The sequence below is a fragment of the Pseudoalteromonas sp. EB27 genome (assembly GCF_001974875.1).
Classification (GTDB): domain Bacteria; phylum Pseudomonadota; class Gammaproteobacteria; order Enterobacterales; family Alteromonadaceae; genus Pseudoalteromonas.
This window is the reverse complement of record NZ_MTQD01000006.1, coordinates 78,568-102,583: the sequence shown is the minus strand read 5'-3', so window position 1 is coordinate 102,583 and position 24,016 is coordinate 78,568. Positions and strand designations below refer to the sequence as shown.

The 24,016-nt window shown below is 38.1% G+C and carries 25 protein-coding genes and 2 tRNA genes; 12 read left to right on the top strand and 15 right to left on the bottom strand.

Annotation, left to right across the window (positions count from 1 at the left end; genetic code table 11):
* Nucleotides 1–9 precede the first annotated feature (9 nt).
* From BW142_RS08495 to BW142_RS08445, 11 genes are all read right to left on the bottom strand, one after another.
* Nucleotides 10–2,109: a DUF1302 domain-containing protein gene (locus tag BW142_RS08495; RefSeq protein ID WP_076924576.1), complete on the bottom strand. Its 2,100-nt coding sequence runs from the start codon at nt 2,107–2,109 to the stop codon at nt 10–12.
* A 252-nt stretch (nt 2,110–2,361) separates the two neighbouring features.
* Entirely contained in the window at nt 2,362–2,583 is a 222-nt protein-coding gene (locus BW142_RS08490; RefSeq protein ID WP_033036512.1) for a DUF2835 domain-containing protein, read from the bottom strand.
* Nucleotides 2,584–5,178: an aminopeptidase N gene (gene pepN / locus BW142_RS08485; protein WP_076924575.1), complete on the bottom strand. Its 2,595-nt coding sequence runs from the start codon at nt 5,176–5,178 to the stop codon at nt 2,584–2,586.
* Between the two features lie 47 nt (nt 5,179–5,225).
* Complete coding sequence (gene nhaC / locus BW142_RS08480) at nt 5,226–6,689, bottom strand: Na+/H+ antiporter NhaC (protein ID WP_007586912.1); 1,464 nt, start codon at nt 6,687–6,689, stop codon at nt 5,226–5,228.
* A gap of 181 nt (nt 6,690–6,870) precedes the next feature.
* Nucleotides 6,871–8,895, bottom strand: a complete 2,025-nt coding sequence (gene prc / locus BW142_RS08475) for a carboxy terminal-processing peptidase (RefSeq protein WP_076924574.1) — start codon at nt 8,893–8,895, stop codon at nt 6,871–6,873.
* A 26-nt stretch (nt 8,896–8,921) separates the two neighbouring features.
* Nucleotides 8,922–9,572, bottom strand: coding sequence for an RNA chaperone ProQ (gene proQ / locus BW142_RS08470; RefSeq protein WP_024600504.1), 651 nt, complete (start codon nt 9,570–9,572; stop codon nt 8,922–8,924).
* Nucleotides 9,573–9,587: 15 nt separating this feature from the next.
* The gene (locus BW142_RS08465; RefSeq protein ID WP_002961910.1) at nt 9,588–9,866 is read right to left on the bottom strand and encodes a hypothetical protein; all 279 of its coding nucleotides are present in this window, start codon (nt 9,864–9,866) and stop codon (nt 9,588–9,590) included.
* Nucleotides 9,866–10,324, bottom strand: coding sequence for a GAF domain-containing protein (locus BW142_RS08460; protein ID WP_076924573.1), 459 nt, complete (start codon nt 10,322–10,324; stop codon nt 9,866–9,868). The genes BW142_RS08465 and BW142_RS08460 overlap by 1 nt, the downstream gene beginning before the upstream one ends.
* Nucleotides 10,325–10,452: 128 nt before the next feature.
* A complete protein-coding gene (locus BW142_RS08455; RefSeq protein WP_007586920.1) occupies nt 10,453–10,833 on the bottom strand; it encodes a hypothetical protein in 381 nt (126 codons plus the stop codon).
* A 178-nt stretch (nt 10,834–11,011) separates the two neighbouring features.
* Nucleotides 11,012–11,102 (bottom strand) — tRNA-Ser (locus tag BW142_RS08450).
* Between the two features lie 83 nt (nt 11,103–11,185).
* Nucleotides 11,186–11,276, bottom strand: a tRNA-Ser gene (locus BW142_RS08445).
* A 251-nt stretch (nt 11,277–11,527) separates the two neighbouring features.
* Here BW142_RS08445 and BW142_RS08440 point away from each other — a divergent pair.
* From BW142_RS08440 to BW142_RS08410, 7 genes are read left to right on the top strand one after another with little or no spacing between them, the layout of a single operon-like run.
* Nucleotides 11,528–12,193, top strand: a complete 666-nt coding sequence (locus tag BW142_RS08440; protein WP_007580214.1) for a Bax inhibitor-1/YccA family protein — start codon at nt 11,528–11,530, stop codon at nt 12,191–12,193.
* A gap of 55 nt (nt 12,194–12,248) precedes the next feature.
* Nucleotides 12,249–12,602 carry a sulfurtransferase complex subunit TusD gene (gene tusD / locus BW142_RS08435; protein WP_076924572.1) on the top strand — a complete coding sequence of 118 codons (354 nt, stop codon included), beginning with the start codon at nt 12,249–12,251 and terminating at the stop codon, nt 12,600–12,602.
* The gene (tusC, locus tag BW142_RS08430) at nt 12,599–12,955 is read left to right on the top strand and encodes a sulfurtransferase complex subunit TusC (RefSeq protein WP_024600506.1); all 357 of its coding nucleotides are present in this window, start codon (nt 12,599–12,601) and stop codon (nt 12,953–12,955) included. Before tusD ends, tusC begins: the two co-directional genes overlap by 4 nt.
* On the top strand, nt 12,952–13,218 hold the full coding sequence (locus BW142_RS08425; RefSeq protein ID WP_076924571.1) for a DsrH/TusB family sulfur metabolism protein: 267 nt from the start codon (nt 12,952–12,954) through the stop codon (nt 13,216–13,218). The genes tusC and BW142_RS08425 overlap by 4 nt, the downstream gene beginning before the upstream one ends.
* Before the next feature lie 3 nt (nt 13,219–13,221).
* Complete coding sequence (locus tag BW142_RS08420; protein WP_007580207.1) at nt 13,222–13,551, top strand: TusE/DsrC/DsvC family sulfur relay protein; 330 nt, start codon at nt 13,222–13,224, stop codon at nt 13,549–13,551.
* Complete coding sequence (locus tag BW142_RS08415) at nt 13,551–14,237, top strand: pseudouridine synthase (RefSeq protein ID WP_076924570.1); 687 nt, start codon at nt 13,551–13,553, stop codon at nt 14,235–14,237. Before BW142_RS08420 ends, BW142_RS08415 begins: the two co-directional genes overlap by 1 nt.
* Complete coding sequence (locus BW142_RS08410) at nt 14,230–14,667, top strand: NUDIX hydrolase (RefSeq protein ID WP_076924569.1); 438 nt, start codon at nt 14,230–14,232, stop codon at nt 14,665–14,667. Before BW142_RS08415 ends, BW142_RS08410 begins: the two co-directional genes overlap by 8 nt.
* 45 nt (nt 14,668–14,712) lie before the next feature.
* On the opposite strand, the gene BW142_RS08405 is transcribed toward BW142_RS08410, so the two are convergent.
* Nucleotides 14,713–15,984 (bottom strand): sensor domain-containing diguanylate cyclase, encoded by a 1,272-nt coding sequence (locus BW142_RS08405; protein WP_076924568.1) that lies wholly within the window; start codon nt 15,982–15,984, stop codon nt 14,713–14,715.
* A gap of 360 nt (nt 15,985–16,344) precedes the next feature.
* Between BW142_RS08405 and mnmA the strand changes: the two genes are divergently transcribed.
* The 5 genes from mnmA to BW142_RS08380 all read left to right on the top strand — a co-directional run bounded on the left by mnmA (nt 16,345) and on the right by BW142_RS08380 (nt 21,308).
* On the top strand, nt 16,345–17,445 hold the full coding sequence (gene mnmA / locus BW142_RS08400; RefSeq protein ID WP_007375708.1) for a tRNA 2-thiouridine(34) synthase MnmA: 1,101 nt from the start codon (nt 16,345–16,347) through the stop codon (nt 17,443–17,445).
* On the top strand, nt 17,445–18,047 hold the full coding sequence (hflD, locus tag BW142_RS08395) for a high frequency lysogenization protein HflD (protein WP_024597927.1): 603 nt from the start codon (nt 17,445–17,447) through the stop codon (nt 18,045–18,047). The genes mnmA and hflD overlap by 1 nt, the downstream gene beginning before the upstream one ends.
* Nucleotides 18,048–18,078: 31 nt before the next feature.
* Nucleotides 18,079–19,449 carry an adenylosuccinate lyase gene (gene purB / locus BW142_RS08390; protein ID WP_076924567.1) on the top strand — a complete coding sequence of 457 codons (1,371 nt, stop codon included), beginning with the start codon at nt 18,079–18,081 and terminating at the stop codon, nt 19,447–19,449.
* An 88-nt stretch (nt 19,450–19,537) separates the two neighbouring features.
* A complete protein-coding gene (locus tag BW142_RS08385) occupies nt 19,538–20,695 on the top strand; it encodes a cupin domain-containing protein (RefSeq protein ID WP_024597929.1) in 1,158 nt (385 codons plus the stop codon).
* A 154-nt stretch (nt 20,696–20,849) separates the two neighbouring features.
* On the top strand, nt 20,850–21,308 hold the full coding sequence (locus tag BW142_RS08380) for a GNAT family N-acetyltransferase (RefSeq protein ID WP_024597930.1): 459 nt from the start codon (nt 20,850–20,852) through the stop codon (nt 21,306–21,308).
* Nucleotides 21,309–21,380: 72 nt separating this feature from the next.
* Here the strand turns inward: BW142_RS08380 and BW142_RS08375 are convergent, their stop codons facing one another.
* From BW142_RS08375 to BW142_RS08365, 3 genes are all read right to left on the bottom strand, one after another.
* Nucleotides 21,381–21,827, bottom strand: a complete 447-nt coding sequence (locus tag BW142_RS08375) for a DUF4826 family protein (protein ID WP_024597931.1) — start codon at nt 21,825–21,827, stop codon at nt 21,381–21,383.
* 118 nt (nt 21,828–21,945) lie between these two features.
* Complete coding sequence (locus BW142_RS08370) at nt 21,946–23,349, bottom strand: M28 family metallopeptidase (protein WP_076924566.1); 1,404 nt, start codon at nt 23,347–23,349, stop codon at nt 21,946–21,948.
* 173 nt (nt 23,350–23,522) lie between these two features.
* Nucleotides 23,523–23,936, bottom strand: coding sequence for a hypothetical protein (locus BW142_RS08365; RefSeq protein ID WP_076924565.1), 414 nt, complete (start codon nt 23,934–23,936; stop codon nt 23,523–23,525).
* Nucleotides 23,937–24,016 lie beyond the last annotated feature (80 nt).

Here is a 24,016-nt window from a genome sequence, read left to right as displayed (position 1 = left end):
ATGTTACCCCTAAATAGAATATTTTAAGTTAAAAGAAACGTAATCGCGGTCTGAGAAAGTATTAATATCGCCGCCGCCCCAAAACGAGTTATAGCTCACATCAAGTGACCACGCATTTTGGTAGTTAAAGTTCATAGTTGCACCTAAAGATTTACGATCTTCGATAAATAAGAACATAGGATCTGGAGTATTACCATTTACGTCATGAGAAAATACAAAACGTGGCGAGAAGTTAATACCGTTATATAGGTTAAAGTAATCACCTTTAGCAATTAAGCGATACCCCCAAGAAGACGCAGTAGCAAATGATTTTTCTTCAGCACCATTTGATAAACCAAGTTGCAATGTTGAGTAATCAGTTGTACCAGGGCCTGTAATTGTTCCACTGCGGCCAGTACCCGAAACATTTAAACGCATTTCATCGTATTCTGGCATATTATGAATTTTTACTGCACCTACTTCACCAACAACAGCCCAACTATCTGCACCTAAAGAAGGACCAAATAGGTGAGTAGCAGTAAATTGAATTTGTGACGTATCACGTTCAATATAGCCTTGAGCAACTTCACCCGCAGCAACAGAACTAATATCATCGCCAAAACTCATTTGCGAAATACCTGCAAAGTCTGGACGAAGACCTGCAAGCGCTAACTGCTCAGGCATAGCTGTGTACAGTAGCTCTACGTCATCAATTTGCAGTGGCTCATCTTGACGAAAGGCAAATTCACCTGCAAAGGCTGTTTCACCGATAGTCGTGTTAAAACTTAAACCATATAGTTTAATATCTTCAGGGTAGTCATTTTCAGCTTTTGAAAAAGCGGTTAAATCAGCAACATTATCTGACGTGATTTCTGTTGTCATGATCATTGCTAAATCTTGTGCAATTGCTGCTTGCGAAAAGTTTGATACACGACCAGATATAAGCGGACGACGACTGTGATAATTCACATGGTATAATGCAATCTCAGTATCATTAAACTCAGGTAAAAATATACCTAAACGTAAACCGTATTGGCCACCATCTTCAGGCTCATTTTTACCATTATCCCCTTTGCCTTTAAGCGCAACCTTAGTTGGATAAGCAAGATACATCTGGGCTAATAAAGCACTCCCCTCAGCACTTGAAGGATCAATACCTTGAGCAGCGGCTGCTAATGCAAAATCGGATGTTAGGTTATTCAAACTATCAGTTAAAAAAGCAACATCAATATCAGGATTAGACGTAAAGCCTAATTGAACATTCTGCTGATAACCATTTTCTGCTGCAAAGTCATTAGTAGAAAAGTATGTACCTGCTGCTGGTAAACGCGTTTCCTGCCATTGGTATTGGTAGAAACCTTCAAGCGTAATGTTCTCAGTAATACCAAGCGATGCCCAAAGCATACCTATTGGTATAAATGCTTCTTTTAACTCAGCGCCTGGAGCTTTTAACCTATCTATATCAACTGGGTTTACGTTAATACCATGAGATATAAGCGTACTTTCACCCCAGTTAACTACTTGCTGGCCTAAACGGACAGATAAAGGGTTATTACCATCATTTAAATCAAAATCGGCCCATACAAACGCATCTAATAAACGTATGTCGGCACAGCTTTGTGCTTTAGTGTCTTTATCATCACATGGATCAACACCTTGCCCTGATGTAGGGTTTGAATAAGCGTGGTAGCCATCCATTAAAGCAAAGTCGTAAAAATACATGAAGCGAGTAAACAAACCGTAGTTATCTTTATTTATTGAAAGGTCGTGTGTTCCCTTCAATAGTTTTGAGAATGAGTCACCACTATCAAAATTTAAATTACCAGCATCACCGTTATTTGAATAAGACCCAGGTTGAGCCCATACATCTTGAGATGAATAGATAGTGTTACTTAGCGCAGGATTGTATCCTGTCCAATCAAATGCTGGATTATTACTTTTACCAATTAGGTTAAAGTCTCTATCCTCTACGCGAACACTTTGCCCATATGAAAAAGTTGAATCGAAGGTAATATCAAAACCTCCAGCTTCAAATGTTACAGCTTGAGTACTTGCTGCAGATAAACCTAAACTAGCGGCTGCTAAACCTATAGCGATTCTATTTTTAACAAAAAGCGATCTTCTTATCATTTTGGTTCCCCCCTGTCGCGGGTCATTTTGTGTGATCAAGTTATTGTTTTTAGTGTAATCATAACGATAGAAGCGAATCAGTGAAATTACAAATACTCGCTCAAATCAGTCATATACTTTTTATTCTGGTTAACGCTTACGTATTGGTAAGACGTCGTACCAGATAATTTATACACGTTATTTAACAATAGGACAAATTGAAATTAACAAAAATACAATATTTTTATGGTTTTATAACATAAAAACAGGGAGCTAAGCCACTTGTTCAATACGAATGAATTTATTTTCGGGGGTTAATAACATTCTAAAACGCCCTCTTATACCTAGGCTGGTAATAAAAGGTCTTAAATGATTAGCAGAAAAACGTACTGTTTTCCCGCCATCTTCTACAACTTGTAATGAGCTAAAACGGCCATGGTAGTAATCCATGCACTCGTTATAGCTCAATCTTAGGCTAAAATAATACTCAATCATTTATGCGAGCGCTTTTTCAACCTTTTCATACAAGTCAGCACTTAGGCCATCGAGGTTGGCTAAACGCTGTAATTGCAATTTCATTGCGTGTGAACGTACATCATCGTAACGCTTCCACGACATAAATGGTGTAAGCATACGAGACGCATTTTGTGGATTAATTGCATTAAGTTTTATTAATAAATCACCTAATAACGCATAGCCTTGAGCATCTGATCGATGAAATTGCGCTGTATTAAAGTGGCTAAAACTTCCTACAAGTGCACGTACACGGTTAGGATTTGAAAAGTCAAAACACGGGTGTTCATAAAGTGCTTTAATATTTTCTATCGCATTACTGCCTGATTGCATAGCTTGCAGTGCAAACCACTTATCCATGACTAAAACATCATGACGCCACTGACTATCAAAATGACTCAAAAGCGCTTGTCGAACAGGGTGTGAAGCTTTTACCACTGCGCTTAGGGCGCCAAGTACATTAGTCATATTAGTCGAACTTGCAGCCTCCTTAATAAAGGTTACAGCCTCAGGTTTTTGTGTTCTAGCAAGGTAGTGCAAGCATATTTGTTTTAAAGCACGATTCGCAACGGAGGTTGCACTTACACTGCCATCATCTTCAAGAGATTCGTAACAACTAAGTAATTCATCAGCAAGTTCATCAGCAATTTGTTGCTCAAACTTTTCTGTTATTTCGATAATCTCATCAACAGGTATTACATCAAATTCAGCAGCTAACGTGTCAAAACTTGGCAATTTAAACAGCTCTGCAATTAAAGCTAAATCGCCCTCTTTGGTGTTTATAAGCACACGTAGCGCATTTATAATTTCGCTACTTAATACGCTATTCGTTGTATCGGTGATTTGAGATTTAATCGCCTTAATGAATAGCTGCTGTTGTGCATCCCAACGTGAAAAATCACTGCGCGCAAAACGCATAATATGCAATAGTTCTGGCTCTGTTGTTTGCTGATTTAAAATACAAGGAGCAGAAAAGTCTTCGAGTAAAACTGCAACAGGCTTTTCTAAAATATTGTCAAAGCTAAATGTTTGGGTCGTATTTGTTACATCAAGTACATGATCTAGCTTTTTACCTTTATATTGCAGAGCAATACTCTGCCCGTTGGCATCAAGTAGTTCAATAGCAAAAGGTATATGAAGCGGTTTATTCTCTGGCTGATTAGCCGGCGCTGTTTGCTCGATTGTCAAAGTGTATGTATTTGAGCTGCTATCAAATTTTTGAATTGCATTTAAACGCGGTGTACCTGATTGGCTGTACCATTGTTTAAATTGCTCTAAATTAACGCCTGATGCATCGCTCATCGCACTAACAAAGTCATCACATGTAACTGCTTGCCCATCGTGGCGCTCAAAGTAAAGTGTCATACCTTTTTGGAAGTTCGTTTCACCCAACAATGTGTGCATCATACGGATAACTTCAGCACCTTTATCGTATACAGTAACTGTATAAAAGTTATTCATTTCAATAACTTTCTCTGGGCGAATTGGATGAGCCATAGGGCCTGCATCTTCACTAAACTGATGCGTACGCATTACTTTAACCGCATCAATTCGGTTAAGTGCACGAGAGCCTAAATCACTGCTAAATTCTTGATCCCTAAAAACCGTTAAACCTTCTTTTAACGATAACTGAAACCAATCTCTACAAGTAACTCGGTTACCAGTCCAGTTATGAAAATACTCATGCCCTACAATAGATTCAATCGTATGGTAGTCTTTATCTGTGGCTGTTTCTTGATTAGCTAATACGCATTTGCTATTGAAAACGTTCAGCCCTTTATTTTCCATCGCGCCCATGTTGAAAAAATCGACGGCTACAATCATATAAATATCAAGGTCATACTCTAAATTAAAGCGATCTTCATCCCACTGCATTGCTTTTTTAAGTGAAGCAATAGCATGGGGTGTTTTAGATAAATTACCTTTATCAACAAACAATGCTAACTCTACATCCCTGCCGCTTTTAGTTGTGTACGTGTCTTTTAAAACATCAAAATCGCCCGCTACAAGTGCAAATAAATAGCTCGGCTTTTTAAATGGGTCTTGCCATTTTACAAAATGACGACCATCTTGTGTTTCACCACTGTCTACTTGATTACCATTAGAAAGAAGTTGCAGATATTTTTTATCGGCAATGATAGTTACATCAAACGTGGCAAGTACATCAGGGCGATCCATGTAATAGGTGATTTTTCTAAAACCCTGCGCTTCACACTGTGTACAATACGCACCGCCAGATAAATACAAACCCTCTAGAGAAGTATTTGTCTCAGGTGATATCTCGGTCACAATACTTAATTGGCAACTATCCGGTAAATTATTAATTATTAGCTGCTCACCAATAATTTCATAATCAGTTATATCGACCGTATCAACAGATAAAGAGAGTAAGCGTAAATCAATACCATCAAGTACTAAAGGTGCTTTTTTATCACCAACCCGCGTTAGTGTTAGCAAAGAGCTTACTTTGGTTGATAATGGCTGTAAGTCAAAGGTTAGCTCTGTGTGGTCAATTAAAAAATCAGGAGCTTTATAGTCTTTAAGATATTGTGCTTGAGGTTTACTTGATTCAGTCATAGATACTCCAAAACAGCTCCTTTTCAGTTAAAAGGAGCTGTTTAAAATTAGGCGGATTGTTTTGGCTTAATACGTAAAATTTTAATGCCTAAGTAGGCATAAACAACCGCTAAAACAGGGTTAATTAAGTTAAAGAAAGCGTAAAGTGCATAATCAAAAGGGTTTATTAGTAAAACGCTTTGCATATATGCGCCACACGTGTTCCATGGAATTAGAGGGCTGGTAATTGTACCGCCATCTTCCAATGTACGAGATAAGTTAACAGGCTTCAAACCACGTTTTTCATATTCATCTTTAAACATACGACCAGGTACTACAATTGCAATATATTGATCGGCCGCTATCACGTTAGTACCAATACACGTTGCTATAGTTGCCGCAATTAACGATCCCGTACTTTTAGCTATTTTAAGTATGCTTTTAACAAAAATATCCAAAAGGCCTGTTTTTTCCATAATTGCACCAAACATCAGTGCAGTCATAATAAGCCATGTGGTTGTAAGCATTCCGGACATACCGCCACCACTAAGTAGAGAGTCCATTTTGTCATCACCTGTACTTATGCTAAAACCATCAAAAAACGTCGTCCAAACAAGCTTAAAGTAGCCAACTAGCTGTCCTTGAGAAACATCAATTTGGCTAGCAATTAAATCAGATTGAAACAACATCGCCCAAACAGCGCCTACAACAGCACCTATAGAGATAGCAGGAAAGGCCGGCATTTTTTTAATCGCTAAAACTAAAAGTACAATTAGCGGGATTAGCATTTCAAAACCAATATTAAAGTTTTGCTGTAAAATAGCCGTTATTTCATCAATACGCCCCGCTTCGCTTGAAGCAGTTGCGTTAAAGCCCATGAATATAAATATAATCAGTGCAATTACAAAACTAGGTACTGTCGTCCACAGCATATGTTGAATATGCTCAAACAAATCTGCGCCTACAACTGCTGGCGCTAAATTTGTTGTTTCAGACAGCGGGCTTAGCTTATCACCAAAGTACGCGCCAGATATAACAGCGCCTGCTGTTACTGTTTGCTCAAGTCCAAGACCCGTTGCAACACCTAATAAAGCAACACCTATTGTAGCGGCAGTAGTCCAAGAGCTACCAATGCTCATAGCTACAATGCCACAAATTAAACAACTCGCTGCGTAAAACCAACTTGGGTTTATAACTTGCAAGCCATAATAAATTAAAGTTGGTACCGTTCCAGAAAGTAGCCAAGTGCCAATTAACGCACCTACCATAAGTAAAATTAGGATAGCTCCAAGCGAAAGCGTTATACCTTCAATCATGGCTTGTTCTAACTTTTTCCATGTATAACCGTTTTTAAGCCCAATTAAAGCCGCTGCAAAAGTAGCAAATAAAAGCGCAATTTGGTTGGGCCCTGATGAAGAGTTATCACCAAATAAGTAAACTGCAGCACCTAGTAAACAAATTAATACAGAGATAGGAATTAACGCATCAAAAAACGAGGCGGGCTTGATTGGTTTGTCATCCAATAGCTTCAAAGTAGAGACTCCTAGACACACTTACTGTGTGTTTAATTATTATTTTTAGCACGTTAAGCGCATTAACTGAGCGTCATTAATCTAGCTCAAATTTATGTAATCAAAGATTATAACAATTTAGTAAATTTTAGGTAGTAAAAAAGGCGCTAAAGCGCCTTTTTTATAGAGGTAAAACCAGTTATTACTTCTTAGCTATACGACCATAATTAATATAGTCTTGAGTAATTAATGCAGCTTCTTCTAAAAATGGGTCAAGCTCTTCAATTACTTCTGGTAAATCGTCTAAGTTTTCTACCGGGTCTTTACCTAAACGCTTAAGACGTTCGTTAGTACGTACAAGTGCACGTGCTTCACCTTCATCTTTTTCTTTAATACGCGTAGCTTCAACTAAAGAGATAGTTTTACGGTCTTTCTCTTCGTTGTATAAGGTAATGTCATTAAATACATAACCAAATTCTGGTTCTGATTTAATTCGTACTTCGTGTTGCTTCTCAAGGTAGGTAATAATAGGTGTTAAATTACCTAACTTTTTGTATTTCGCTTTAACAATGCTATCCCAAGGAAGTGCATTATCTTGCTTACTTTCGCCCCACTCTGCAGGATCGATTGCTGATGGAAACGAAATATCAGGGATCACACCTTTATGTTGTGTACTCCCCCCGTTAATGCGATAAAACTTAGCAATAGTATACTGTACACTACCTAGCGCATTATCGTATAGGTCATATGCGCGGCCTAAGCCTTTGTGCTGCTGTACAGTACCTTTACCAAATGTTTGCTCGCCAATAATAACCGCACGACCGTAATCTTGCATTGCTGCTGCAAATATTTCAGAAGCAGAGGCACTGTAGCGGTCAACTAAAACAGTTAAAGGGCCATCGTAATAAGTTATACCATCGCGATCTTTTTGCTCTTCTATACGGTTATTTAAGGTATGAATTTGAACAACTGGACCTTGGTCAAAAAACAAACCTGACAATTGAGTCGCTTCATATAAAGAACCACCACCATTTTGGCGTAGGTCGATAATAATGCCATCAACTTTTTCTTCTTTAAGCTTAGCCAGTTCAACTTTTACATCTTTAGAAAGATTATTGTAAAAGCCAGGAATTTCAATCACTCCAACTTTACTTGTTAAGTCAGAGTATTTGGCTTCAAATACTTCTGATTTAGCCGCTCTATCTTCAAGTCGAATTTTATCACGAGTGATTTCAACAACTTTAGGTGCACCGTGAGCGTCAACACCTTTTAAGTACTGTAGACGTACTTTAGTCCCTTTAGGGCCTTTAATTAAATCAACTACGTCATCTAAACGCCAGCCAATTACGTCTACAAATTCTTCGCCATCTTGGGCAACGCCGATAATGCGATCATCAGCTTTAATTTGATCTGTTTTATCTGCAGGGCCTCCTGGCACTAAGCTGCGAATAACAGTGTAGTCTTCATCAGGGCTTAGCACGGCACCAATGCCTTCAAGCTCTAAGTCCATATCCATTTTGAATTGCTCTGCACGACGTGGCGATAAGTAAGACGTATGCGCCTCAATACTGCGTGCTAGCGAATTCATAACAATTTGAAAAGCATCTTCTGAATTAGATTGTACTAAACGTTTTTCTGCATTTTTATAACGTTTGGTCAGAACTTCTTTAATGCCTTCCCAATCTTTACCCGTCATTTTTAAACGCAGTGCATCGTACTTTACACGCTCACGCCAAATTTCATCAAGCTCAGCTTGTGACACAGGCCATGCCGAATCTTCACGGTCATAAAAGTATTCATCTTCTTTATCAAACGTCATTTCTTTTTCAAGTAAAGTAAGTGAATACTCGTAACGTTCAAAACGGCGTTTAAGACTTAAGTTAAAAATATCAAACGTAAATTCTAATTTACCGGTAGTAATCGCGTTGTCAAAGTCATCACGATATTGCTCAAAAGAGGCAATATCGCTGGCTAAGAAAACGCTTTTATTAAAATCAAGGGATTCGATATAACGATCGTACACTTTACTAGAAAGCTCATCGTTAAATCGAACCGGTGTATAGTGTGAACGAGCAAATAAGCTAGCCACTCGTTTGCTAGCAGTACCATGTTGACTCTCTTGCTTAAGCTGGGGTAAATCGTCAATTGTAACGGCTTCAACAGCAGCAAATAATGAACCTGAAAACAGGGCAGCAACTAACGGAATGAGCGTAAACTTTTTACTCATACACAACTCCTTAATTTATTTACAACTTAAACAATATATAAGCTGTCAGCTTTGGTTTTAACTTGCATGCCTGTAACTAATTCAACATGAACATCATCTTTGTTCACTTCAGTGATTACTGCGTTTACAAGTGCTTGGCCAAGTTTAACCTTAACCTTATTATTAACCTTGACCTCAGTTGCTGGTAAAGGTTCAATTTTTCCTGAACGTTTAGCCGGCGCTGCTTTAGCAGGTTTGTTAGCTGCAGGTGCGTTTTTATCGCCTGCTTTACTAGCATGTGCTGGTTTTTTCTTGAAAGATTTAGAATCAGAATCTTGGCGTGGACGCTGTTGTTTTTTGCGTTTTGCCATTTTAGCACGGCTTTCTTCCAATGCTTTTTGTGCATGGTCGATATGCTCTTGCTCAACTTTTTCACCTTGATTACCATCAAGGTCAATACGAAACTCTGACTTAGTCACAGCTTCTAAATAACGCCAATTAGACGTGTATTTTCTAAGCGCTTGACGAACTTGAGTCTTACTTACTTTTTCAGACCCTTCAATACGCTCAGCAATATCTTTAAAAATACCTACTTTAAGCGGCTTGATGCCATCTTTTTGTTTAAAACATTGTGGGAATTCTTGATATAAAAATTCCAACACTTCATTAATATCTTTTAGCTTGTTTGTGGTTTCCATTTTAGAACCTATTTTTCACATCTTTTCATCAAGGGACGAATCGACGTAGTGTGTTACCCAGTCGACCAACTCTTCGAAATCGGCTTCTATTACAGCCATATCACCCCGAAGGTGTTCCCAAATACCATTAATTGTTTCATCAATAAATTCACATTCTGAATCATCTGGAAGACGATCCCATGCAATATGAATTAAATCATTGAGCGTTTCCGCTACATGCTCTTCTTCGCCTTCCCAATCGCCAACATCTTGCACAGCAAATAGGTAGTCTTGAACATTTAGCAAATCTTTCATTACAGGCTCGCCTCTAAGCATTTCACTAATGCTTCAAGGCCAACTTTATCATCAGCATCAAATCGGCCAATACTTGGACTATCAATGTCTAGTACTGCGAATACTTTACCATGTTTCATGATAGGTACAACTACTTCAGAATTAGACGCTGCATCGCAGGCTATATGCCCGTCAAAAGCGTGAACATCTTCAATTAATTGTGTTTCTGCGGTTGCCGCAGCTGTTCCACATACCCCTTTCCCAACGGGAATACGGATGCATGCGGGGTTACCTTGAAACGGGCCAAGTACTAATTCAGTAGGAGAATCCATAAAGTAAAAGCCCGCCCAATTTACATCTTCTAAAGAGGTAAATAACAGCGCGCTTATGTTTGCCAAATTGGCAATTACATTAGATTCACCAGCTATCAGCGATTCAGTTTGCTTAACTAATGACTGGTAAAAATCGTGCTTTTGCATACCAAACTACTTCTTATTAAACATACAGTAGCTAAAGGTACTCTTTGTCGTGAAAAATTGGAACCTTTTGGAGGTAAAAAAAAGGAAATTGCACCGTTTATCAGCGTGCTTGGTTAATAATGCTGCGATTATTTTTTTACCGATTTACGAAGACCAAATAAAAACAGTCCAGCTGCAAATGCTGACATAACACTATTAATCAAAAATATCTCACCAGTTGATGCACTTAATAAGTAACTGAATATAGCGCCACCTAACAAACCAAGGGTTAATACACCTGAATAATTAACTTTAGAATACTTAAACATAAGTAAATATCCTGGCACGACAAAAGCCGCCATTGTTAAACCTACAATGTGTGCATTTGAGATAGCAGTCATCAAAAGTTGAAAAAATACGGATAGGAAATCACCCTGTAGCGTTAGTGCGTAATACAATCCTAACAAGCTGCCAATAATTACCGGGGACAATAATGAAAGCGCGACGCTTTTTGCGAGTTGATGTTTCATCTAATAATCCTTAATACAGAGTATAAATTTTAATGTATTAAGCATGCACCAAGATCTAAAGCTTAGAAATAGAGACTATGGTCGTAATTTATGATGATAAAACGCGCTATTTCTACCTGTAGTTATTTATTTTACAGGCACAAAAAAGCCCGCTAAATTAGCGGGCTATTTTGTTATATGGTGGAGAGATAGGGATTTGAACCCTAGATGGGCTATAAACCCATGCCGGTTTTCAAGACCGGTGCATTCGACCACTCTGCCATCTCTCCGATACTGCTAAGTTAAAAGTAAGAGTGTACTAATAACTATTTAAATGAATGATAATTTAATTACCACACACTTATTAAATAAGTGGTGGAGAGATAGGGATTTGAACCCTAGATGGGCTATAAACCCATGCCGGTTTTCAAGACCGGTGCATTCGACCACTCTGCCATCTCTCCGCACGGCCTGCATAATAGGGAAACCCATCCCTTTTGTGAAGCTTTTTTTTTAATTAATTGTTTAAGTGCTTAAAAAACAATTAATTTGTTTAAAGTTAGAACAAAGTGTTTTTAATTTAGCCGTCAATACTCTTTTATTTAAATATTTAACTCTATTGATCTACAAAGGTTTGCCCAAACATATAAGAGTTGGTAATCTAATTTTAGTTAAATTATCGAAACACACACGTTTCACTTAAAGGAGCTCTACAATGGCGTTTAATCAATCGTACAATACCGCGAAACCGGTAATGTCTACCATTGAAACAAACAAGGTACTTAAAAACACCTACTTTTTACTAGCTATGACACTTGCATTTAGTGCAGTTACAGCCGGTATTTCAATGGCACTACAATTACCTTACTTTATGGGAATTGTGTTTACACTTGTTTCGTTCGGTTTATTATTTGTTGTAAATAAAAAAGCAGATACAGCATCTGGTGTATTTTGGGTGTTTGCTTTCACAGGCTTAATGGGAGCAGGCTTAGGTCCATTGCTCAACCATTATGCTGCAATGCCTAATGGTCCAATGCTTATTATGCAAGCGTTGGGTTCTACGGCGCTTATCTTTTTTGGTTTATCTGCTTATGCACTAAACACTAAAAAAGACTTCTCATTCATGGGTGGCTTTTTAACGGTTGGCTTAATCGTTGTGATTGTAGCTAGCATTGTTAATATTTTTGTTGGCAGTTCACTTATGTTTATGGTGCTTAATGCTGCAGTTGTATTGATCATGTCTGGTTTGATTTTATTTGATACTAGTCGAATCATTAACGGCGGCGAAACTAACTACATTCGTGCAACAGTGTCTTTATACCTAAGCGTATATAACTTATTTACGTCTTTACTTGCTCTACTTGGCGCAAGTGATGACTAATTAAATAGTTCTGTTAAAATAGCCCCTTAATTGGGGCTTTTTTATTGGAATTGTTTTGTCACGTTTTGTTCTTTCATTACATACACCACCATCCGATCACGATACAACGCAACGCATTGTTAAGTTTGCGAATGCATGTTTAGCCCAAGGGCACATCATTGATGCTATTTTTTTATACCAGCAAGGTATTTATCATGCATCTACCCACTTTGATTTATCCTCAGACGAACTTCAAATACCAGCACTTTGGCAGCAACTCGCCGATCAAAAACTAAATTTAATGCTGTGTGTTACCGCCGCTGAAAAACGCGGGTTAGATATTAAAAACACAGGTGTATTTGCAGTCGCAGGGTTAGCTGAATTTGCAATGCTTGCAAGCGACGCAGATAAATGGGTGCAATTTAAATGATAAACGTATTAGTAATGAGTCAGTGCAGCCCATTTGACGATTTAAATATTCGTGATGCACTTGATATGACATTGATATTTGCGGCCGTTGACCAAAATGTGAGTTGGTTGTTTAGCGGCCCCGCCGTTTTGGCTTTAAAAAAGCATCAACAACCAAACGATATTGGCTTAAAAGATTTTTTTAAAAACATTAAAACACTCGAAATCTATGATGTTGAAAACATCTACGTGTGTGAAAAGTCATTGCTTGATTATGGTTTAAATAAACATGATTTACTCATAGAGGCAAAAGCACTCAACTTTAGCCAACAACAAACATTAATTAAAGCGCAGCAACATGTGGTGAATTTATGAGTACATTACATATTTTTTCTAAGCCGCTTAACTATTATTCGGCAAATCAGCTAGAAAACTTAATTTTATCAGACGATAACGTGCTACTTGTTGGTGATGCCTGCTTTGCAAAAAAACAATTTAGACAATTTGCAGATACACTATTAATACTTGAACAAGACGCGCAAGTACGTGCAATAAAATTAACAGATAACGATAAAGCCATAAGCTATAAAGACTTTGTAGCACTCACTTTATCAACTAATCAATCAATTACGTGGTAACTCATGCTTGAATTTAACAACCAACAGATTGAAACCGACAAACAAGGTTACTTGCTTGACCATACTTTGTGGTCAAAGGAGCTTGCACCTGTAATTGCTATCCAAGAAAACATTACCCTTAGTGTTCAACACTGGGAAGTCATTAACTTTGTTCGTGATTTTTATATTGAATATAACACCAGTCCAGCAATTCGGATGCTTGTAAAAGCAATGGCTAAAGCGCTCGGTGAAGACAAAGGTAATAGCCTTTATTTATATAAATTATTTCCTAAAGGCCCAGCCAAGCAAGCAACAAAAATTGCCGGATTACCAAAACCAGCTAGGTGCATATAATGAGATCTAAACCAGGCAATAATCAAGTAACTGAATCCAAGCCAAAAAGAAGTACAGGGCGTACTTATTCACGCAGTGCACTTAACAAAACGCCTTCAGGTAAAAGAGAGATAAAGCCGCAAATAGCATCTAAAGACAGAAAAATTGTGTTATTCAATAAACCATTTGATGTGCTATGCCAATTTACAGATGACGCAGACAGAAAAACGCTTGCTGAGTTTATCCCTATTAAAGAAGTTTACGCAGCGGGTAGATTAGATAGAGACAGTGAAGGTTTATTGCTTTTAACAAACTGTGGAAAATTGCAAAACACTTTAACTGCGCCTAATAAAAAAACCAATAAGACCTATTGGGCACAAGTTGAAGGTGAACCCACCAGTGAATCAATTAACGCATTATGTAATGGCGTAGAACTTAAAGACGGGCTTACACTCCCCGCTAACGTTAAAATAATTGATGAACCTACAATTTGGACTCGTAATCCCCCTGTACGCGAGCGAAAAGCAATCCCTACCACTTGGCTAAGTATTACAATTAACGAAGGTAAAAACAGACAAGTGCGTAGAATGACCGCGCATATTGGCCACCCTACACTTCGCCTTATTCGCTATAGCATTGGTAACTATACGTTGGATGATATTAATTGTGGAGAATACAAAGTAATTAAAGGCGTAGTTGATGCATAAACCGCATGTAACCGTTGCGGCAATAGTAAAAAAGCAAAATGAGTTTTTACTTGTCAAAGAGCGCGATAAATTTACACAGCAGGTTTGTTACAATCAACCTGCTGGTCATTTAGAACAAAACGAAACTCTTGCACAAGCCGCAAGCAGAGAGCTACTTGAAGAAACAGGCTTAGCGCTTGAGCCAGTCGGCTTTTTAGGTGTGTATAATTTGCATGCTGAAAATGGAGTGCACTATTTGCGATTTTGCTTCTTATTTGAAGCGCCTGATAATATAAACGCGCCAACGCCAATAGATATCGATATTATCAGCGCTAACTGGTACACATTAGAGCAAATAAAATCACTCTCCCTTAGAAGCCCTTTAGTATTGAAGTGTATTAACGACAGCCTGAATCGACCAGTATTGAGCCTAGAAACTATTTACAATTAGCTATATTGGGGAGTAGAGTAAATAAGATAATTAACTCTATTTTATTTACTCTGAGCTTAGCGCTATACAATTACGCCCTTGTTTTTTAGCATAGTATAGGGCGTTATCAGCGGCTTTAACAAAGCTAATTTCGTCACTATTTGTATAGTCACTAATGGTATTAATCCCCATACTTATAGATAAAAATCCGGTAAAGCTATCCTGGTGCGCAATAGCTAAGTTTTCTACAGCTTTTTGTATTTGCTCAGCTATAAACAACGCCCCTTGCCTATCGGTTTGAGGTAATAAAACAACAAATTCCTCCCCCCCATAACGAGCCACAAAATCTTCTGGGCGACTAACCGTTGAAGCAATTGTTTGAGCAACATCATATAAACACGTATCGCCAGCCACATGCCCATACCGGTCATTAAATTGTTTAAAATGATCAATATCGATGATAATCATCGACAGCATGCCTTCGCATTCTTTTGCTCGTTCATACTCATGCGTTAGTTTTTCATCAAACCGGCGCCTATTTGCAATTTTGGTTAATGCATCCAAAAAGGCCATATCTCTAAGTATATCCTCCGCTTCTAAACGTTCTGTTGCATCATTAAAAACAGCCAAAAACTCTTCACCTATATCAATCCCTGATATCTCCATCATCACTTGTGTTCCATCACGACAAGACACTCGATAATTATTTGCGGGTATATCGTTATTATTATTCAGTGCCTTTTCAAGTGAGTCTTGCCACAGCTCTTTTGCAAGTGCTCTGTATTGTGGATCTGGATACGCTTTCTCCCACCAGGACCTCAGATTAGGTACATCCTCTACCGTATAACCAAAAACATCTACAAAGCGTTGATTAACTTTCAAAATATCACCCGTTTTGGTACACACATTACATACCGGCATTGGCAAAACGGTAAATAACCTAGCGTAGTGACTTATCTCATGTTTGCGCATAGGGTTGAGCGTACTTTGAGGTAAGTAACTCATTGGCATATCACTTTTTTCTATACTAAGCTTTACGTCCATTTCTAAAGCAAAATACCATTCAAGCCACCAGTGCTCTACATGCTCAAGCACCTTTAGCTCAATGTTCTTTTTAGCGGCTGAGCCCTTAATTAAACTAAATAACTCATGTACATGGTTTGGTTCTTGGAAAATGTGAGGGTTTTTGAGTTTTATTAACTCATAAAAAAGGTGATAGGCTGACTTTTTAAACTCTGTCGTTTTGCTATAAAGTAATTCGCTATCCACAAAATCAGATTCGTTTGTATAGTGTTCAACTAAAGAGATTATCTTGTTTATTTGATAGGCGTAATTCATATATTCATTCCATTGACTATATATTAAGCGATTTTAAGTGGTTTACATTCATATACTCACCACTATTTTTATTTTGTTAAGTGTATATTTACTCTAGTAGTTTTAAAAGAAAATACTATTAATAAAACTTAATAACTACATGAATTATTCTATAGTCTTAATTTATTAGTAAAGATCACTTTAATATTACTAAAGTTACAGCCTAATAACGCGCTTAAGTCTAGTTCGCTATTTGTTATATAAATAAAATACTGACTAATTCCCCTCTTTGCGCCCTTAGTCTCTTTAAGCACAAACAAAATACATGCTATAATCGCGGCCTTTCCAAGTTAACAGCAATCTGTATAAGCGAAATTATTCATGAGCGAAAATAGTCACATTAAAGTCATTGTTGGCATGTCCGGCGGTGTTGATTCTTCTGTATCTGCATATTTATTACAACAACAGGGCTACCAAGTAGAAGGCCTGTTTATGAAGAACTGGGAAGAAGACGACAATGATGAATACTGTGCTGCCGCTGATGATTTAAAAGATGCGCAAGCAGTGTGTGACAAATTAGGCATTGAGCTTCACACAGTTAACTTTGCAGCAGAATATTGGGACAATGTATTTGAGTACTTTTTAGCAGAGTACAAAGCAGGTCGCACACCTAACCCAGATATAATGTGTAACAAAGAAATTAAATTTAAAGCCTTTTTAGAATTTGCTGCGCAAGCACTCGGTGCTGACTTTATTGCAACGGGTCACTATGTTCGCCGTGAGCTTCGCGATGACAAATACGTAATGTGTCGCGGACTTGATAACAATAAAGATCAAAGCTATTTCTTATATACTCTAAGCCATGAACATATTGGCCAAACGTTATTCCCTGTAGGCGATATCGAAAAACCAGAAGTACGCCGCATAGCAGAAGAGCAAGACCTAATCACTCACGATAAAAAAGACAGCACAGGTATCTGCTTTATTGGTGAGCGTAAATTTAAAGACTTTTTACAAAAGTTCTTACCAGCACAACCTGGCGTTATCGAAGACACAGACGGTAACAACGTAGGCGAGCACGAAGGCTTAATGTACCACACACTTGGACAACGCAAAGGCTTGTTAATTGGTGGTATGAAGGAAGGTTCTGGTGAGCCTTGGTACGTAGTAGATAAAGACCTTGAGCGAAATGTACTTATTGTGGGGCAAGGTAAAGATCACCCTCGCCTATACAGCAACGGTCTTAACGCAAACCAACTTCACTGGGTAGACCGTATTGGCCCTAAAGGCACCACTCGCTGCACAGTAAAAACGCGTTACCGCCAAGAAGACTTAAGCTGCACCCTACTTGTAGGTGAAGACGGCATGGCCCGCGTATTGTTCGACGAGCCACAAAAAGCAGTTACACCTGGTCAATCTGCCGTATTTTACGCAGAAGATGTGTGTTTAGGTGGTGGTATTATTGACTCGGTGATTAAGTAATGAATGAACACCAAGTCATGGCGCTTGCCGCCATGTGCCAGGCTGCTAAACAAGTTCAAAAAATTGCCCAGTACGGCAACAATAACGAACATGATTTAGAAATCTTACTTTCAAGCATTATTCAAACATCTCCGGCATCGCCAGAAGATGTTTACCAAGGTACTGACAACTTACGTGATGGCTATAAAACATTAATGGCGCAGCTTACTGCTGGCGCTCAAAAAGATGTTGAAATAGTAAAGTACGTAGGTGGTTTAATGCAGCTTGAGCGAGCACTCAGCGCTAACGAAAAAAGCTTAAACGAATTAGGTAAACGCATTGATGATATTCATCGTCGTTTAGACCACTTTGCTATTACCGATGAGAGTGTTGTTGCCGGTTTAGCAGATATTTACTCGTCGGTGCTGAGCCCCCTTGGGCACCGAATACAGGTTTATGGTAAACCCGAGTTATTAAAACAGCAGCTCACTCAAAATAAAATCCGTGCATTATTATTAGCCGGCATTAGAAGTGCAGTATTATGGCGACAAATGGGCGGTAAGCGCCGTCACTTTTTCTTTGCAAAAAGAAAAATACTCGCCATTGCTAAAACAAAAATTTAACTATCGTTCAAACTAAAATTTAGGAGTTATTATGGAGCTTTCAGCGTTAACGGCTATCTCTCCAGTGGATGGTCGCTACGGCAGCAAAACCACTGAACTACGCAGTATTTTCAGCGAATTTGGCTTAATCAAATACCGCGTAATTGTTGAAGTGCGTTGGTTGCAAGCGTTAGCTGCAGCAAGCGATATTAAAGAAGTACCTGCATTTAGCGAACAGGCTAATGCACTTCTAAACGCCATTGTAGATAACTTCAGTGAAGCTGATGCACAGCGCGTTAAAGATATAGAATGCACTACAAATCACGATGTTAAAGCTGTTGAATACCTACTAAAAGAAAAAGTAGCCGATAACAGTGAGCTCCATGCAATAAACGAATTTATTCACTTTGCTTGTACTTCAGAAGATATTAATAATCTATCTCATGGTTTGATGCTAAGCGAAGCACGTGAAAATGTTTTACTTCCTTATTGCGACGAACTTTTAAGTGCAATTAAAGCTAAAGCAATTGAATACAAAACAATCCCAATGATGACTCGTACGCACGGACAACCTGCTACACCATCAACTATGGGTAAAGAGTTTGCTAACGTATACATGCGTTTAAAGCGTCAACGTGACCAAATTGCACAAGTAGAAATGCTAGGTAAAGTTAATGGTGCTGTTGGTAACTACAACGCTCACCTTAGCGCATACCCAGATTACGACTGGCACACACATGCAGATAAATTTGTATCAAGTTTAGGTTTAACACTAAACCCATTTACTACACAAATTGAACCGCATGACTATATTGCAGAGTTATTTGACGCAATTGCACGTTTCAACACTATATTATTAGATTTTGACCGTGACATGTGGGGTTACATTGCCCTTAATCACTTTAAGCAAAAAACAATTGCTGGCGAAATTGGCTCATCAACAATGCCACATAAAGTTAACCCAATTGATTTTGAAAACTCAGAAGGTAACTTAGGCTTAGCAAATGCTATTTTCTCTCATCTTGCACAAAAATTACCAGTTTCTCGCTGGCAGCGTGATCTTACTGATTCAACGGTATTACGTAACCTAGGTGTTGGTATGGGTTATGCAATTATTGCATACCAATCAACACTTAAAGGTGTAAGCAAGCTTGAAGTAAACGAGCAACGTTTAGCTGACGAGCTTGATCAAAACTGGGAATTGCTAGCCGAGCCGATTCAAACAGTTATGCGTAAATATGGCATTGAAAAACCATACGAAAAACTTAAAGATTTAACACGCGGTAAACGTGTAAACAAAGAAATAATGGCTGACTTCATCGATGGTTTAGACCTTCCTGAGCACGCTAAAGTAGAAATGAAAAAACTAACACCTGCTAATTACATTGGTCGTGCTGTTGAGTTTATTGATGATTTAGTTTAAAAACTAAATTGCTCTTTTAAAAAGCGAAAGGATCATCCTTTCGCTTTTTTTGTTTTAACCCCATTGCACTAACTAGTAGGCATAATGTATGTATCAATTAAAAATAAATAATTTGTCTGAGCAAGAGTTTTTAAGCCATTTTTGGCAAAAAAAGCCGCTTTTAATCAAACAAGGTTTTGCTGATTTTCAAGACCCGCTTGATGCTAATGAACTTGCCGGCCTAGCAATGGAAGAAAGCATAGAGTCGCGTATTATCACCAATCATAAAAATGATTGGCAAACACACCAAGGTCCATTTGAAGACTTTGAGCAATTAACTGACGATCACTCTACTTTACTCGTGCAAGCAGTTGATCACTGGCATAGCGATGCTGCACAACTGCTAGAACCTTTTAGGTTTATTCCCAACTGGCGCATAGACGATTTAATGATCAGCTATTCAACGCCTAATGGTGGTGTGGGTCCACATTTAGACCAATACGATGTATTTATTATTCAAGGTGAAGGCAAACGTCATTGGCGTGTAGGCTTACCCGATCCAACACTTAAGCAGTTTGCTCAAAACAAAAAACTACTTCAGGTTGAAGCATTTGAAGCCGTAATAGATTGCATCTTAGAACCTGGCGATATTTTGTATATTCCACCAGGGTGCCCTCACGAAGGTTACGCTGTAGAAAACGCACTAAATTATTCAGTTGGTTTTAGAGCCCCAAATCAACAAGATTTATTATCGAGCTTTGCCGATCATATTATTGATACTGAAAGCGGACAAAAACGTTATACCGATCACAATATCACACTAAGAAAGTCAAAAGGTGAACTTACAAACCTTGAAGTTGATAAAGTTAAAACACTGATGGCGGCACTTTTAGAAAATGACGATTTATTTAAACAATGGTTAGGCTCAACGCTTAGTCAGCCCAAACATGAAATGGATTTAGCACCAGTAGAGCCTCCATTTACATCAGAGCAAATAAGCGATGATTTAAGTGATGAAGAAACTGTGTTTGAGCGTTTAGGTGGCACGCGTGCTATTTACCAGCAGCTCGATACCGAAGTGCTATTAAGTGTTAACGGTGAAAATTACGCTATGCCATTAACTGACTTAGCGGCGGTAAAACTACTTACCGATAATACTGAGTTTGAAAGTTCAGCATTAAACTTAACAAACCCAAGTTTAGTATTTACTCAAACCTTTACTACACTTGTTAATGAGGGGATCTGGTTTAATATAGACCAAGAATAATAATACCAATTTTATTAATAATGGTGAGCATTTTGCTACGTAAAATATTATGTATACAGGTTAGTTAAAAATTTCAATTTTCACCTGATATTGGCTTAAATAATTTTGCTGCGATTGCTTACTCATTTTAATTTGGTATCAATAGGAGTTTGCAATGGGCTATCTGGTTGATAAAGTTGAATGGGATATAAAAAAAGATATGTTACAAAAAATTCGAGAGCGAGTTTTTGTTTACGAGTTACATATCCCCAAGCACATAGAATTCGATAGCCTAGATAAAATTGCATTACATGTACTTGTCACAGACGATGCAAACTGCCCTATTGCAACAGGTAGATTATGTACAGATGGCTTAATCGGCAGAATAGCTGTATTACCCGAGCATCGTAACCGCAAGGTATATAAATCACTTCTCAATTTTATTGTTGAATTAGCGTCAAACCAAGGTATAGAAGAAGTAAGCATTAATTGTATTTTAAATGAGGTAGAGCGTTTTAAGCGAAATGGCTTTATTCAACAAGGAAATGTTTTTATGGAAGCGGGAATACCTAGGCAACGCATGCAATGCCCTGTTTCAGCGTTTAAAACAACCCCCTTCACACTTGTTCATTAGATAAAGAAAAGGGCAATAAATAAACTACCGCCCTCCACATTATTATTTTAAACTAAACTTAAGTTACCTAAACTACTTGGGTTCATTAGCCCACAGTGGTTCATTATCATACATTTCGTATAAGCCATGTGCTCTATTTATAAGTAAGTTAGCAAAATCTACCTGAGTTTTATCACGCGCGCCTGTACTCATAATTTGATCCGCTTTTAATTGCCACTGCAATGAAAAATAACGCATTGCATCGCGAGCATCTGTAGCTGCACTTACCTCAGCATGATCTGTAGGTAATCGTCCTGTAACTACCCAATATGTTTTACCGTTCTGGGCTTTAAATTTCCACATTGCACAAAGTGGTGCTAAAAATCGGCTGTCTTTATCAACTACTGATTTCGGCATAATGCCTTTTTCGGCTAAATGCTTTTGCGCTGCTTGAAAACACTCCCGTTGCCACTGCATTCTTTGCTCATCAGTTATAACTTGCTCTTTTGCTGTTAACGGCTTTTTTTCTTGTTGTTCCATTTTTAATAACCTTTTACTTCTTTTTTTTACACTCTAAGGGCTTAGTAAATAAGGTGCAAGCATAAAACTCCCATTTGCACCTTAAAGCTCTCTGTTTGCTGTGTTTTTAGGCAAACTATTATTTTATATTGTGATCAAACGAACCTACATCACCCGGAAAAACTACTGGTGACTCAACACCGTCTTTACTAACAGAAGCTACACCAAAGTAATAATTATCAATTACCACATTTTCAAGTGTATATTTTGAAACATTACCCACGTATTTACTAAACTGCCATTGCGGCTCGCTCGTATAACGCCAATAAATTTTATATCCAGCAATGTTCTCGTCATCATTTTTCGCCCATGAGAAAGAAGTGTTAGCAGTAACAGCGCCCGTTATTTTAACTTCTTTTGGCGGTGCGGGTGCCCACGCCATAGACGCCATAGTTACCGCATTAAGTGAGGTTAACTTAGCCGTATAATCAAAATCAACACCTTCAATGGTATCACCATACTCAACACCATCTTCAGTGCGTAAATCTTGATGCTGACGATCGTAGTGCTCATTAGTTTCCATAATACGCACGGCTGCAAAACCTGCGTCATTAAATGGACGATGATGCCCACCACGGCCAAATCTATCTAATCGATATACAAGCATTGTATCTAAACTAGGAACGTACCTGTCAGCAATAGTGTCTATGTAGCGAGCTAAATTACGACTCGCTGAATCAACTTCACCACCTGTAAAGCGACGAGTATTAGCTTGCTTTTTAGTTTCAACAACACGGGTACCTTCTGAAAATATACGTGCAGTCGTGTTATCAGTTACACCATTAATACCGGTAATATTGCCAATCATATCGTTGTTTAAAACGCCATGAACTTGCCAGTTATGCTTTTGTGCATAAGCAGTTAATATTTTACCGCCAAACAAACCTTGCTCTTCGCCCGAAAGCGCCGCGTAAACTACCGAACCATTAAATTTGTATTTACTTAAAACACGAGCAGCTTCTATAACACCAGCTACACCTGATGCATTATCATTTGCGCCAGGAGAGTCGCTAGTAAAATCCATAACATCACTTACACGTGAATCTATGTCACCCGACATCATCACCATTCGATTAGGCTCGCTTGATCCGCGTTGAATAGCCACTATGTTAACCACTTCAACAGGATTAGGAATGCGTTTTTCGCCCGATATAGTGTCCTTTACTTCAATAATTTCCAGGCAACCACCACACTGTGTCGATATTTTTTCAAATTCTTTTTTTATCCAGCGCCTAGCCGCACCAATACCTCGAGTATCCGATTTAGTATCTGAAAGCGTATGACGAGTACCAAAATCCACCAGCGTTTGAATATCACTACCAATACGGGTAGCCGACACTTCACTTGCTATGTCATGTAACTTTTGTTGGTCGGTATATTGTAATTGTGTTTCACCATGTGCTGATAATGCAAGTGTGCAGGCACCTGCAATTGCAGTAAATTTAAGTAACGTTGTTGTAATTTTCAAAGGTGTTTTAAGCATCTATTAGCTCCTAATTATTATAGTGTAACCATTACTTAAGTAAGATTTTATGGCAATACATTTGAGGTAGACGCAGAAAGGAGCACGCTAAAGCGCATTTACAAGAGGTTACTAGGATAGTAAAAAGCCCACTACCTTGAATGGGTACTGGCCAAAATTTATTATGCATATTTTTAATAAGTGGTTTTAATATCAAATTCTTTTAAAAAGGCCTCATGTCCCCCTAAGCTTGCAAGCACACCAGCAGAAAACATAAATATTAATACAAATGCTAAACAGCTCAAAAACTCCGAACTATTTTCAGGATTAATATAGTAGTTAAGTAAAAAACCACTCAAGACACCTATAAAAGCAATTTTGCTAAATAAAAAATAACTTGGGATCTCAAACGCCCAAACAGAGGTGTTGTTTACAAAATGCCTATATCCATACGTCATAAAAGCCAACAGACCAATAATACCAATTGCAAAAGTAGTCACTGTGGTCAGTGCGCTCATGTTTTTATAAATAAGCACATACCCTAATCGTAAAGAATAGATAAATACTGCAAACCATGCCAAAACAGCAGGCCCTAAAATTAATCCCATTTTCAATCCTTGAATAACGTATAACTAATTAATTGCTAATACAATATTATATTTAGAGGTTAAATTACAAACCTTGTTAC